The 14,436-nt window shown below is 32.5% G+C and carries 13 protein-coding genes; 2 read left to right on the forward strand and 11 right to left on the reverse strand.

All coding sequences use genetic code 11. The features are described from left to right. Positions 1–534: 534 nt before the first annotated feature. From GBO31_RS18980 to GBO31_RS18995, 4 genes are all read right to left on the reverse strand, one after another. The gene (locus GBO31_RS18980) at positions 535–1,167 is read right to left on the reverse strand and encodes a hypothetical protein (protein WP_219010046.1); all 633 of its coding nucleotides are present in this window, start codon (positions 1,165–1,167) and stop codon (positions 535–537) included. Positions 1,168–1,294: 127 nt separating this feature from the next. Further along, entirely contained in the window at positions 1,295–4,159 is a 2,865-nt protein-coding gene (locus GBO31_RS18985) for a M16 family metallopeptidase (RefSeq protein ID WP_219010047.1), read from the reverse strand. 27 nt (positions 4,160–4,186) lie between these two features. Then, positions 4,187–4,891, reverse strand: a complete 705-nt coding sequence (locus GBO31_RS18990) for a hypothetical protein (RefSeq protein WP_219010048.1) — start codon at positions 4,889–4,891, stop codon at positions 4,187–4,189. Positions 4,892–5,076: 185 nt separating this feature from the next. Beyond that, on the reverse strand, positions 5,077–7,554 hold the full coding sequence (locus GBO31_RS18995) for a M14 family metallopeptidase (protein WP_219010049.1): 2,478 nt from the start codon (positions 7,552–7,554) through the stop codon (positions 5,077–5,079). Between the two features lie 213 nt (positions 7,555–7,767). Here GBO31_RS18995 and bshC point away from each other — a divergent pair, with 213 nt between their 5' ends. Then, entirely contained in the window at positions 7,768–9,363 is a 1,596-nt protein-coding gene (bshC, locus tag GBO31_RS19000) for a bacillithiol biosynthesis cysteine-adding enzyme BshC (RefSeq protein WP_219010050.1), read from the forward strand. A 17-nt stretch (positions 9,364–9,380) separates the two neighbouring features. On the opposite strand, the gene GBO31_RS19005 is transcribed toward bshC, so the two are convergent. The 6 genes from GBO31_RS19005 to nfsB are packed head-to-tail and all read right to left on the reverse strand — an operon-like array spanning position 9,381 to position 13,366. Continuing rightward, positions 9,381–10,304 carry an LLM class oxidoreductase gene (locus GBO31_RS19005; RefSeq protein WP_219010051.1) on the reverse strand — a complete coding sequence of 308 codons (924 nt, stop codon included), beginning with the start codon at positions 10,302–10,304 and terminating at the stop codon, positions 9,381–9,383. Then, a complete protein-coding gene (locus tag GBO31_RS19010; RefSeq protein ID WP_219010052.1) occupies positions 10,305–11,102 on the reverse strand; it encodes an SDR family NAD(P)-dependent oxidoreductase in 798 nt (265 codons plus the stop codon). 50 nt (positions 11,103–11,152) lie between these two features. Then, positions 11,153–12,025 carry a DUF4437 domain-containing protein gene (locus GBO31_RS19015; protein ID WP_219010053.1) on the reverse strand — a complete coding sequence of 291 codons (873 nt, stop codon included), beginning with the start codon at positions 12,023–12,025 and terminating at the stop codon, positions 11,153–11,155. A gap of 33 nt (positions 12,026–12,058) precedes the next feature. After that, positions 12,059–12,355 carry a putative quinol monooxygenase gene (locus GBO31_RS19020; protein WP_219010054.1) on the reverse strand — a complete coding sequence of 99 codons (297 nt, stop codon included), beginning with the start codon at positions 12,353–12,355 and terminating at the stop codon, positions 12,059–12,061. A 26-nt stretch (positions 12,356–12,381) separates the two neighbouring features. Next, positions 12,382–12,684 carry a DUF1330 domain-containing protein gene (locus GBO31_RS19025; RefSeq protein ID WP_219010055.1) on the reverse strand — a complete coding sequence of 101 codons (303 nt, stop codon included), beginning with the start codon at positions 12,682–12,684 and terminating at the stop codon, positions 12,382–12,384. Between the two features lie 19 nt (positions 12,685–12,703). Next, positions 12,704–13,366, reverse strand: coding sequence for an oxygen-insensitive NAD(P)H nitroreductase (gene nfsB / locus GBO31_RS19030; RefSeq protein ID WP_219010056.1), 663 nt, complete (start codon positions 13,364–13,366; stop codon positions 12,704–12,706). Between the two features lie 106 nt (positions 13,367–13,472). Here nfsB and GBO31_RS19035 point away from each other — a divergent pair, with 106 nt between their 5' ends. Continuing rightward, positions 13,473–13,808, forward strand: coding sequence for a winged helix-turn-helix transcriptional regulator (locus GBO31_RS19035; RefSeq protein ID WP_219010081.1), 336 nt, complete (start codon positions 13,473–13,475; stop codon positions 13,806–13,808). A 10-nt stretch (positions 13,809–13,818) separates the two neighbouring features. On the opposite strand, the gene GBO31_RS19040 is transcribed toward GBO31_RS19035, so the two are convergent. Then, entirely contained in the window at positions 13,819–14,304 is a 486-nt protein-coding gene (locus GBO31_RS19040; RefSeq protein ID WP_246615920.1) for a GNAT family N-acetyltransferase, read from the reverse strand. Positions 14,305–14,436 lie beyond the last annotated feature (132 nt).

The raw sequence follows: 14,436 nt of genomic DNA on the forward strand, positions 1-14,436 counted from the left end.
GGGCAAATGTATTCAAAAAACCCATTCGAAATCATAAAATTATCTTAACAGCCCTTATTTACAGGGGATTTCGGGAAAAACACGATGTCTAGTTATTAATAAAAAATGGAATAATCTTATTATTTGTTATTGCTCTAAAATGAAACGATGAAATATGTGCAATCTTTTGATGATTTTATTAAGAATCAGGTAAAAATGAAAAATCTTCACAGTTAACAATTTGATAATATTAAACCCTTTTAGGATGCTAATTTTGATTAATTATTATTAAAATTAGTTAATTGATGATAATTATTCAAAGTAAATAAAGTTTTTTGAAACTCTGCTTAGATAATTTATTCCCTTATTATCGAGTCTACAATGAGAAGTTTTATGACTTATTTTAAATCTTATATAATTTTTGTGATTTCTATTATTTGAAAATAATTCTTTTTGGCTCGTTTTGGTCAAATTGAGGTCAACAGACTATAATTTTTTAATATTTCAAGTATGATTTTGTATTCAGAATATTATTTGAATTTTGATAATATCACTTTAATATGTTCGTTCCAGAATTTTAATCATTTCTTCGCCTATTCCTGCATTAAATGGATGAATACTTGATTTTAGAAGCGTTATCGTATCGAAGTATCCTCCATAGACTTTCATCTTGGCTTTTACATTAGCGCCACTAGATATTAAAAATTTGGTCATTTCTGGAAGATTATTTGGCGCTTTCTGCCTCCACATTTCTACACCATTACTGGCAGCATAGTGTAATAATGTTGCTTGATGGCCATAGCCGGATCTTTTCAATACTACATCAGGATTCTTACGTATTGAGTGTTTTAGTGCGTTGAAATCTCCATTTATAAGTTGATCAACTGTTTTTTCAAAAGTCGAATCATATTCGAGATTGGATAGTTTAATCGTATCCCAATTTTTGAAACCGTATTCATGAGCTATCGCTGTTCTGCAATCTTCAATAGTAAAATTAATTTTTTTTAACTCTTCAACTGGTCTTCCTAGATGCTCAGGATGGTAATTATTTATTTCTTTAAAAACGATATCCTTTTTTTGAGATACACCTTCAAACATTCGATCCGCTATTTGAGATAAATGTATTCTAATCAATGGATATTGATCAAACTGATTAAGAAGTGGGCCATAAAAAGATTGAATATCCATTTCTTATAATTAAATATTAATAACAATAATATAGCTTCCTGTTACTATATGAATCATCTTATGCTTGTGATAAAAGTGTTTGGTAAGCAACCAGATTCATAATTTACTCTTGATGTTTGAGAATAGTTTAATCTTTGATTGCTTCATTTTTTTTGTTCAACAGCACAGGAGTTCCATATCCGAGTTGTTCTAGCTTTTTTAATTGAGTCTTCGCATCACCTACGACTAAATATATCATTTTATTAGGATCAAGATATCGATTTGCTAAACTTTTAATCTGGTCAACTGTCATTTCGTTTACGATAGTTTCTCTCTTAGTAATATAATCTTTAGAATACCCCAATGTACTAATGTTAGTTAACATATTCAATTTAGCTCCTAATGTTTCAAAGGCTCTTGCGTTACTTTTAATTAGAGAACTTTTGGTTACTTCAAGATCGTTATCGTTATAATTTTTTCCATAATTTTCTAAGATCTCTTTTACCAAATTACTGGATTCATAGGTAACATTGGATCGTACACCACTAGAGATTGTAAAAGAGCCAGGGATGGTACTTCCAGAAAATCTAGATCCTATTCCGTATGTATACCCTTTACCTTCTCTTAATTGTTGTGTGAGTTGAGAAGCAAATCCACCACCTCCAAGACGATAGTTCATAATCGTGACCGGATAAAAATCCTTATCATTTGCTGCCATTGACGGGTATCCAAAACGGAGCATAGACTGTTTGGCATCTGGAACATCATAAAAGTATACTCTAGATCTTTCAGGAGCATTGGGTACTTTGAGTTCAGGAAAAATCACTTCTTTTACGCTCCAGTTTTTATTTAATTCTGATAGAGAAGCGCTCACCTGATTTTTAGAAATATCTCCTGCTATATGAATCTTAGTAATGGATGGAGAGATATTGTTAGTGTAATAAAGTTTAAGATCTTCAATAGAAATCTCATTGATAGATTTTWCTGATCCTAGATTATTATGAGAAAGAATATGATCTTTGCCATAAATCAGTTTAGCAAATTCATTGGATGCAATACTTCTTGGACTTGCTTTTTCTTGTTGCAATTGACTAACAACATTTTGTTTTATGAGTTCAAATTCTTTTTCATCCCATCTGGGCTCCAAGATAATTTCCTGAACTAGTTTTAAGGTTTTATCATAATTTTTAGACAATGTACTTCCACTAATACTAATATTTTGATCTGTACCATATATGTTTAATATGGCTCCAAGGCTTTCAATTTCATTTTCTAATTGTTCTGTAGTTTTATTTTTAGTCCCTTTTAGCATTAATCTTGCAAGCATGTTTGAAACCCCCACTTTATTTTTATCTTCTAATAAAAGACCTCCTTTGATATCAATTCTAAATTGTACTAATGGTACTTCATTGTTTTCAATTCCGTACACTTTCAATCCAGATGTCAAATTATCTTCCCAGACTTCTGGAATCTTTACATTAGGAGTAGCTCCATATGGAGGTTCCTTAGATCGATCAAAACTCGAAGGTGTTTTTTCGTAGGTAGCAGCGATACTGGAATCAAAACTTTCTTCAGCTCCAGCAATAATTTTTTCTTCTACTACTTCTGCTAATGTAGAATTAGTAAGAACTAAATCTGTTTGTCCTATAGGTACAAAACTAGTGGCAATAAAATGTTTTCCTTTAATATATTGGTTATATACTCGCATGACATCTTCTTTGGTTACTGCAAGTATATTTTTAACATCTTGGTTAATGAATCCAGGATCTCCAGCAAAAATTTCATATTGTGCTAATTGGAAGCCTTTACCTAAAACACTAGATAAACCATTATAAAAACTAGTCTCTTGTCCTGCTTTTATCCGGTCCAAATCTTCTTGAGAAATACCTTCTGCTTCAAATTTTGCAAATGACTCTTGTATCGCTTTATCAACGTCGTTTAGATTTACCTTTTCGAATCCACGAATGCTCAAACGAAACTCACCCGCTAATTCTGAACCAAAATGAAACATCGTAACATTAGGAGCTAATTGTTTATCATCTACAATGATTTGATTAAAAGGAGCTTTTTTACCATCAGATAAGTAACTTGATAATACTTGTAGTGCATAAGAATCAGGATGATATTGGTGTACTGCAGGCCAAGTCATCGTAAGTTGAGGAAGTCTTGCAAAATTATCTTCGTAGTATAATTTTTTTGTTTCTTCTAAAGTTACAGGTTGTTTTTTTAGAGGTACGATATCTTCACCACGCTTAATCTCGTCAAAATACTTATGTACCCATTCTTTTGCTTGTTCTGTATTAAAATCTCCAGCTATAGTTAAGGTTACATTATTAGGTACATACCATTTGTTATAAAAATCTTTCACATCCTGTAAAGTGGCATTTTGGAGGTCTTCAAGAGAACCTATTACTTGCCAATTATACGGATGACCTTTAGGAAAAAGATTTTTGCCTATTACATAGGACACATGTCCATAAGGTCTATTATCGATACTTTGTCGTTTTTCATTTTTTACAACTTGTTTTTCTTTAGCTAAAACAGGTTCTGTAACTGTATTAATAAAGAATCCCAGTTTATCAGCTTCAGCCCATATCATTTTTTCTAAAGCATCTTTCGGAACTGTTTGGAAATAATTTGTTCTATCTCTACTTGTAGATCCATTGGCACCAGAACCTCCTATTCTTGCACTCATTTTATCCAATCCTCCTTTTCCTAAATTTTCAGATTCAAGAAATAGCAAGTGTTCAAACAAGTGAGCAAAACCAGTTCTGCCTTCTATCTCTCTTGCAGAACCCACATGCGCTGTCAAAGCTACAGCTACTACAGGATCGGAACGATCTACATGAAAAATAACTTGTAGTCCATTATCAAGAGTAAATTTCTCAAAATCTACTTTAAACTCATTTGTATCTGTAGAGGAAATATCTTCAGATACCGTAGTGTCTTTTTTACAAGAAATAAAAAACGTTGTAACAACAAACAGGTATGCTAAAAATTTTTTGGTTTTCATATTGGACGAATTTTATGTTTGTTTATGCTATTTTGGATTTGATTCATTTAAAATAATAAGTTTCTGCCATATTTTTCTACTCAATCCAGTAGTTAATATCTCTATTTCGTTTGCAGCATGCACAACAGTTTCTTCCGGCAAACTCTGAGAGTACAATGCAGCAACTTTTCCAACCAAAGCGGTAGCTTCTGAACAATAATCCAAATACCTTTGGAGTTCAAATTTAGTATACGTTCTTTTGGGCGAATTCTCTGTAGATGTGTTATCGGTATCTGTTAGATTAGGATCTTTAGTGAGTTGATGCATATCAATAACATGGGCAATTCCTCTAAGCTCATTAAGTGCTTTTAAAGCTCTTTTTGTTTTCAGCTTAGATTCTAGTGATATTAAAAAGAAGATAGCAGCTCCTATTAAAATAATATCATTGAATATAGCTTCAGATAAAGAAACAATATTACCTATTGTAGTATTTTCAATTTCCCAATTTATATAACTAATACTATAAATTAATCCAGCAAGTCCGATAAGAATAATCAAATATGCAAAAATTCGTAAGGATATATTAGGTTTTGAAATCCATTCTATATTTTGTTTACTGTCTAAAGTTACCTGTAAAAAATTATGACATACTTTTTCTAAACCCGAATTAGGAAATCTGTCATGGATACGTTTTTCTAATAAAGAAATAGTATCAATGATTTTTTCTGGTTTTAGTTGTACGTTTTTTTCCATGTAGCACCTTTAGATCAAATTGTTTACGAACATTTTTAGTAAGTACTAGTAGCTAGTAGTTGTTTCCAACCTGATTCTTTCTTTTCAGTATAACAGATTTCATTTCTAACTAACAATTATACTATATAATAGGTTTTGGATATATTAATATGTATCAATTTACCTTTGTTAAAAAATCTGTATTCCTATAATCTAAACTTATTATTATTGGTTAAAAACACAGCATTCACAAAGAATAATTTCCCATTTTCCCAAAAAGATCTAAATAATGGATTATCCACCATATAGATGATGCTTCCACTACCCATTCTAGCTTCGCCAAAGACTAATGAATTTTTTAAACCTTTTAAAGCGTCTTTTCCAGAAAAACCGGAAACATTAGTAGGTTCTTTCATGTAAGCAACGTTATATCCGTTTTCTAAAAACTTATAAGAACTACTACCTAGTTTAAGGCTAAAATAGGTGTCGTCATATCCGAATGCCAAAGGATGTGATGGGTCAACTGTGGTTTTGTAAATGCTTCCCGTTATAAAGTTCTTCACACTTTCTCGTTCACGCTTATCATAAGGAATTAAGTTTCCTATAGAATCTTTTTTCTTTTTCGGCTTGTTACTTTTTAGGTCGAATCCATCTTTATTGGCAAAAGCACTTACGGCATTACCAATTGCAACTACCTTTCCACCTGCTCTAATCCAACTTTTTAATTTGTTTAATGAACTTTCATTTAGATAACCTCCATAATAACCATTAGGAAGAACTAGCACATCATATTTATCTAAATCTACTCTTTTGAAGTAATCGGTATCAATAGATGTAATAGGATATTGCAGTTGTTGTTCAAAGAAATGCCAAATTTCACCATAACTCAATGACGATGTGTATCTTCCTTTTAATACTGCAACCTTTGAGTTATTAATTAGCTTTACATCTGGAGAACCGAAATCTACACCGGTTGAAGCAAAGCTAGTCGCAGTAGCGTGTAGCTTTCTTTTATGCTTATTAGCAATATCGATTACTGTCTTATCATATCCTTTTGTTTTTCTATTATCACTTTTGGTAATGATAAGGCTTCCTTTTTTGAATTTTATTCCATTATTAGAAAAGTCTTTTTCACTAAATCTAACTTTGATTTTATTCTTTAAAAGCTCAGCTAGAAAAGCGGCATCATCCATACTACTCCATTTAGCAATGTAACCAGCACCAGATGCATTGGCTGTATTGTTGATTGAGGTAGGTTTTTTAGTGCCATTCGCAGCTATTATTGAAGTTGAAGCAATAGCTTCTAAACCATAAGCATGTGGTATGCTCCAAGCCGTAATATCGTAAGTAAGAGGATCATTTAATTTTGCATTTGGTTCAAATAGAACTTTTACCATTTTACCTTTAGGCTGATTAGTACTTACTACTAAGGCTCCTTTTGCGTCGATACTCCCTTGTTTGTTTTCTCGAAAGTTGAAACCTGATACTTTAGCACTATTCGTATAACCATATTTAATTTCGTGCTTATCTAATAGATTGGTTAAAGAATTGATTTTATCAGGTTCTCCATTTAGTACATAACTTTTATACTTGAGATCAGCATTATTAAAGAATTTTTTAAACTCTGTGTTTAATTTAGAGACATTTTTAGAAGATATTTCTACCGTAGATAGCCCCGTTGTAGTATGATGCAAAGCACGATCTTTCAGTGTTAGAACATATCCTTCATCCGTTTGAATACCCAAACCTGCTCTTCCATGTCCGGCTTGTTCATAAGTCATTCCAATTGCGCCCATAAAAGTAGGATATGTATCACCATAACTTGGATATAATAGATCAAAACGTTCTCTTGTAAAGAATAACCAACCTTCGGCATCAAAATATTTCGCGTGATTTTTCCCAATTTGTGTTTGGAAATCTCTTTGCCAAGGAGTTATAATCTCATGAAATGGTTCTGCTGCCGGAGCAAAATAATAGGGCTCATTGATACCTTGCTCATGAAAATCCACATGAACATGAGGCATCCATTTATTATAAGCTGTTAACCTGCTATATGATTCTACTTGTGTGGCCCACGCCCAATCTCTATTTAAGTCAAAAAGATAATGATTTGGTCTTCCTCCAGGCCAAGGTTCGTTGTGCTCAGTGGCATTTTGGTCTGTATTATAAGGAGTTGCTTTTGTTTGATTGTACCAATTTGCATATCGATCTCTACCATCTGGATTTACACAAGGGTCCATAATAACTACAGTGTTTTGTAGCCAATCCTTTTTTGTAGTAATTAACTCGTAAATGGTTGACATCGCAGCTTCAGTACTAGAAGCTTCATTTCCATGAACATTATAACTTAACCATACCACAGCAATTTTTGGATTGCTATCTCCAGCAACAATTCCTGTATTTTTAAGATGATCAAGTCTTATATTTTCTATGTTAGATTGATTTGCTTTACTGGTAACGATAGCATAGGTTAATAGTCGTCTTTCATTAGTCTTTCCATACGTATGATAAGTAACCAAACCAGAGTTGTCTGCTACATGCTTAAAATAATTTACAACGTCAGCGTGCCTTGTAAATTGATCTCCTATTTCATAACCAAGAAATTCAGCTGGTGATTGAACATTGTTTTGGGCATACACCCAAGAGGTTGCAATTAATAGTAATGTGAAGAGTGTTTTTTTCATTGATGAGTCTTTAATTCTGGAAAAATACCGCCATAAATTTAGGATATATATAGTATTAACTAAAATTTAGTATTTAAAATGGCTGCATTTATAAATTTAGATTGCTTCAAAAGTAAAGTGTTTTGTAAAAGTGGTTTTAATATTAAAAAAAATATAAAATGTCTAAAGCAATGACAATCTCTTGTATATTTATCGATCAAAAAATAGTAACCTATGCCAAGTGACTGTATTCCGTTTAGAAAAACAAATTACTTTTCTTCATTTATTTGTGATTATTTAGACGAAAAACCTGAGCTAAAAGAGTTTTATCATAGATTTCCTAAACTAGATAATTTTGAGGATCAAATTTTAGAAAAGCAACAGTCATTTTCAAAAGAACATCGCAAAGTTTTGCAAAAATCCCTCGTTGCACAGTATGAGGGTGTTACTATTTCTACAAATACTCAGGAGAATTTAAATAGTTTAACTGGAGAAAACACTTTTACAGTAACTACAGGCCATCAATTAAATCTTTTTACAGGACCTCTTTATTTTTTGTATAAGATTGTCTCTACAATTAACCTCTCAAATATTTTAAAAGAGAGATATCCAGATTATGATTTTGTTCCTGTGTATTGGATGGCTACTGAGGATCATGATTTTGATGAGATTAATTACTTTAATTTTAAAGGTAAAAAAATTCAATGGAATCGATCTGATGGCGGTGCTGTTGGAGTTTTTGATACTGAAGGTTTAGATAAAGTTTTTGAAATATTTTCTTCCGAGCTTGGAGCAGGAAGAAATGCCGAGCGATTAAAAACGTTATTTCAAGAGGCTTATTTAAAGCACCAAAAGTTATCAGATGCAACCAGATATATAGCAAACGAATTGTTTGGAGAATATGGGTTGGTTATTATAGATGGTGATGATAAAGATCTAAAACGTCTTTTTGTTCCTTATGTACAAAGAGAATTGGAAGCGCAAGTTTCTTATCATAATGTTTTACCAAAAGCAGAAAAGCTGGCTGCAAAAGGATATAAGGTACAGGTAAATCCAAGAGAGATTAATATGTTTTACCTTTCTGAAGGATTACGAGAAAGGATCATTGAAAAGGAGGGAAGTTATTATGTGAATGATACGGATATAACCTGGAGCAAAAGTGAAATTATTAAGGAACTTCAAGATTCTCCAGAACGGTTTAGTCCTAATGTAATGATGAGACCATTGTATCAGGAGGTTATTTTACCCAACCTTTGTTATATTGGAGGAGGAGGAGAATTGGCATATTGGTTAGAACTGAATGATTATTTTGATAGTGTAGAGGTTCCATTCCCAATGTTGTTATTAAGAAACTCGGTACTAATGCAAACCGAAAAACAAGCGAAGAAAATCGAAAGATTAACTGTTTCTAATGTAGAATTGTTTTTGAAACAGCATGAATTGATTAATCGCAAGGTTAGACAAATTTCTGATATAGATATCAATTTTAATCCGCAACGAGAACATTTAAAAGAACAGTTTGCAGGAATGTACGAACTTGCAGAGCAAACAGATAACACTTTTAGAAATGCAGTAAAAGCTCAAGAAATAAAACAGCTCAAAGGATTAGATATGCTTGAAAAAAGATTGCTTAAAGCACAGTGTTTAAAACTAAGTGATCAGGTAAGTCGTCTAACGAGTATACAAAATGAGTTGTTCCCAAATTATAGCCTTCAGGAACGTACTACAAATTTCTCTGAAATGTATTTGGAATATGGAGAAGAATTAATCCCCGAGTTGATAAAGCATTTAAATCCGTTAAAAGGTGAATTTATAGTGCTAACGAAATAAGGTATTTATATTTTTAATTAGATAAAGTGTGGAACTACGTGCTCACCTAGTTCTTCAATTACTTCTTCTGCTGGTCTTGATCCATATTTTAGATTGATAATTACATGGTTTACTCCAGCAGATTCAAGTGCTTTTAAATGTTCTATGGTATAGGACACTCCAGATTTGAAACCGAGATGAATTCCACTTGGTGTAGCATTTTTATCTTCTAATAGATCAATATATAGTGATTGCATATAAGGTTTCCAGGATTGCTCATTTCTTTTTAGCGCATGTGACCAATCAGACATGGTACATGTGAGAAAAGCAAAATCCCTCGGATAATATAACCAGCCATCTGCATTTTTTGCGATCCAATCCAACGATTGCCCTGAATGTCCAGTAACTAATATAGGTGTTGTATACTCTGATTTTGGTAGTAAATCAATTCTTCCATCCATCATGCCATAGTGCTTGGATTGATGGATAGGAAAACGATTTTGAAGTGCTTTTATATATTGAAAACTATCTCGAAATAACTCACCTTTTTCGCTTAGTTTGTAATTAAAAGCAGGATATTCTATAGGGCGATCACCAGAAGCAGCACCAATAATGATTCTTCCTTCAGAAAGATTTTGTAAACTATAAATGGATTTAGCGGTGTTCACTGGATGTCGTAAAGGAAGAATGATACTTCCTGTCGCTAACATGATTTTTTTGGTATGATTCATAATATGTGTCATATAAATCCATGGATCATATAATTGTCCTGCATCACCAAAAGAAGGATCATGAAATGGAACATCTCTAAACCAAAGTGCTTTAAAACCTAATTCTTCCGCCCTTCGCGCAAGTTTTTCCTGATTTTCCATCTTTGCGATAGCACCTTGATAAGATTCCAATGGAAATACTAATCCCAAGCTTAATTTTCCTTGACGAGCTATTTTGGCTAATGTTTTCATTTATTTTGTTAAAATCAGATTTGTACTAGTAATTAACTCATTGATTTTATTTTTATCATAAGCATCCGGATGCGCCTGAGAGAAAAAACCTTTATCATTGTCAAAATATTTGCCAGAACTATCTTGGTATTTTTCAGACGTTGCCAGATCATATAATATTTGAACCCCTTTTTCTGCGGGTGCCCAATGCTTTCCATAAGCTTCCTGAACCATACGAGTATTAAGTAATGAACCTGGATTGACAGCTATTACATTTAAATTCTTTGATTCCTGGGCAAGGTAGAAACTCCACATTGTCAATGCTAGTTTACTTTGAGCATAAGCTTCTTGTTCTGATAATTGTATCGTACCAGACAAAGCATCTAAGGATACAATAGATTGAGCAGCAGAACTTAGATTAATAATTCTTGGCGAAGTACCTTTTTGTAAAAGTGGAATTAGTTTTTTGGTGAGGAGAAAAGGGGCGAGGTAATTTACTACAAACCTAATGTCTATTCCATTTTCGTTACTCGATATTTTACTTTTAAAAACACCTGCATTATTAATCAATACATCAATATGAGAAACTTCTTTCTGGATTTGAAGCGCCATTTTTTCTACACTATTCAAATCAGAAAGATCCGCTAAAAACCCGTTTGTATTTTTATTAGCTGTAATCTCTTGGATTTCTAGAATTGTATTTTTTAATTTTTCAGCATTTCTTCCGTGTACAAGAACGGTATGTCCTAGTTTAGCCAATTCAATAGCGGTTAATTTTCCAATTCCATCTGTGCTTCCTGTGATAAGTATTGTTTTCATATTGGATTTTTAAATCTAAAAGTCTAATTCGTATATCAATTATTGATTCCTTAAGTTCCCTTAATTTTAATAGCACCATTCGTTTTTACATAGACAATGGCTCCTTCTTTATCATTGTTATTAATCCTATGAATGGCTTTATCCGTGGAACCAAAATAGCTACCGGTATCCAAAACCTTTATTTCGTTATCTTTGGATATAACGTATCGTAGTTCTCCTTTAATAACCACGGAATGTAAAATTGAGCCGTTACTTTCTATTTGTCCATCAAAGCCTTTCGGTAACTGTATAAATAACCCTCTCATATGGTCTCCGGATTTGCTATTCCATAAAAAACTAATCTTTGCATTGCTGGAAGGAGATATCCAACCAGATTGCTGATGATCTAACCAAACTATATTAGTAATATCAATATTTACAGGTCGTTCACCACTGTCAAATGATTCTAGGATTGGTTTTACTAAATAAGGCCCATTATCAATTTCTACCAAAGCTATATTTTCCGTTCCTTTTGCAGAAGTGATATGTGCTTCTCCTTTAGGTTGTGTCCAGAAACTACCAGGTTTCATCCACATGTTTTCTGCATTAGGATCATCATTATGAATATTTCCTTTAATAACAACAGCTCTATAAGTAACATTGTGAATATGTGGTGGTGATGAAAATCCATCTACAAATTTTGCTAAAAAACCTGTTGGGACTTTACCTTTTCGATCACCCCAAATAGTTCCTGCTTGTGGACTTTGATCGCCACGTGCTGGATTTAGCTTTTCCCAAACAATTTCTGAACTTAAAATAACCTTATTGGTTGGATTTTGAATAGGTGGTTTAACTTCCTGTTCGCTATGATCTTTTGAGTTACCACAAGAAGTTAGTATTCCTGTGATGGATAAAAGTAAAACTATGGCGATCTTTTTCATCATTTTCTTTTAACGTTATCAGAAATTTCTAGTTTGCTAAGCAATTGGATTCATTTCATGTAAGGTGAACTCTTCTACAGCACCATCAGTTGCTTTCATATATGCTGCTAGATGAGAATTATTCATATGTTGCTGCCATAACTCTCTACTTTCCCAGTTTTCATAAAATAAGAATAAGTTCTCATTTTCATTATCCTGATGTAAGTCATAGTTGATGCATCCTTTTTCTGCTCTTGTAATGTCTATGAGTTTTAGTAATTCAGTTTTTACTAAATCTCTTTTCTCTGCCTTTGCAAGAATTTTAGCAACAATGGTAAGTTTTTGTGTTGTCATCTTTTTTTAATTTAAATCGTTTTGTACTAAGCTAAATCATCTTTTGCTTCTATTAGAAAATGATGACTAATCGAGCCAGAGGTTCTAGCTTCTAGATGAGGTACATATTCAGGGTCTTTCATAAAGTTTAGAGCAGCTTCTTTTGAAGGCCATTCTAAAATAATTCTTAATGCTGCATTTTGTTCGGATCCTTCAATTTGCTCATGAGAAGCAGTTCTTGCTAAATATTTTCCTCCATGTTTTTTTACAATATTTCCGGAAACTGAAACATAGTCAGAAACCCATTCATCTTTTGTTGGTGTTACATCTAATACTGAATAATATGCCATGATTTATTTTTTTTAATGATTAATTTAATAAAGTGAAAATTTCGTCTTCAGGTAACCTGGATTTTGGAGTTTTGTTTGGAGTATTAAAATCAGATTCATCTCGATAACCTAAAGCTACCACTGCTACCGAAGTAAATTCTTTTTTGCGTAGGTCGAATTCTTCGTCTAATGCTTTTAGATCTACACCTTCCATAGGAAGTGCATCTATACCAAGCGTTGCTGCACCAAGCAAAAAGTTTCCAATATTGAGGTATACTTGCTTTTCCATCCAATGTTGAAAATCTTTTACATCAAAGCGATGAATGTCCGCAAAAATATTTCTGGCATTGTATACATTTTGCTTAATTTCAGCATTGGGAAATCGTTTGTCTTGATCTTCTTGCTGTAATAAGTGCTGCATATATTCTTCATCAGCATTGGTTCTGGAACAGAACAATACAACATGAGAAGCATTTAGAATTTTTGGTTCATTGAAATGAAAGAAACCTTGTGCTCCTTTGGAGATTCTTTTTTTTCCTGCTTCCGTATTGGCAATCACAAAATGCCAAGGTTGAATGTTAGTACTAGAAGGACTAAATCTTAAAAGTGCTTTTAATTGTTCAAAATCGTTATCAGAAATCTTTTTGTTTGGATCAAAACTTTTGGTTGAGTATCTCCAATTGAGTATTTTCTTTATATCCATTTTATTACTATAAAAATTATAGTAGCAAAACTAACTATAGTTTAATACCTTTGCAATAACGGTCAAAAAGGATAGTTTAAAAAAAATGAAAGAATCTGCACCAAGAATGTTAAAATTTAAAGGAAAAGAATACCCTTGTTGCGCTAGTCTAACTATGGGTATTATTGGTGGTAAGTGGAAAACAGTAATATTGTTTCATCTACTCGAGGGTACGCTTAGATATAGTGAGTTACGAAAGGAGATGCCAACAGTTACTGAACGTACTTTAAGTCTTCAGTTAAAAGCATTGGAAGAAGATGGTTTAATTAATAGAAAAGTATATACTTCTAAGCCTCCATTAAAGGTAGAATATTCTTTAACAGATTTTGGTAAAACTTTAACACCACTAATTCAATCAATAGCCAATTGGGGAGATTTTGTTTTAGAAAATTACGCAGATTAAAAACTTTGATCTAAGAACTTAGCTCTTTTGAGAAATATATTCTTCTGTGTCCTTCGGGAAAGTTATTAATTTCTCCTATTGGTTGATACCCATTTTTTAGGTAGAAACCTTCCGCCTGAAAGTCAAAGGTGTCTAGCATAGCTGTTTTAACTCCTTTTGATTTAGCGATATGCTCTACATGCTTTATTAATTTTGATCCTACACCTTTTTTTCTATGAGATTCCTTTACCCATAGTATTTTAATTTCTAATCCGTTCCAATATCCAATACCTCCTAAAATTCCACCTATTTCTTCTCCGTCTGAATTTGTAGCTACAAACTCTAAAGGAGTCCACATCTCAGAAAGCGCAGCAACTTTGCTAAGGTTATATAAATTAAGTCCATCAACTATGGTTTTTATATTTTCTTTATTACAAGGATTGATGGTAATTTCTGGTGTTGTTTTCATGATGTCTTTAATGCTAAATCGTAGACAAAAATAGTTTTTACCGTCCATATCTATGTTATTTTTTCTAATGAAGAAAGTTAGAATATGGGATATCAGAAACAATAGGGCTAATGGATGGTATCAAAAAGCTAAATACTTCTTTGTTTTAATATATACGTTTCTCCTGAATGTTTGATCTAT

Source organism: Aquimarina litoralis, from assembly GCF_019295435.1.
Classification (GTDB): domain Bacteria; phylum Bacteroidota; class Bacteroidia; order Flavobacteriales; family Flavobacteriaceae; genus Aquimarina; species Aquimarina litoralis_A.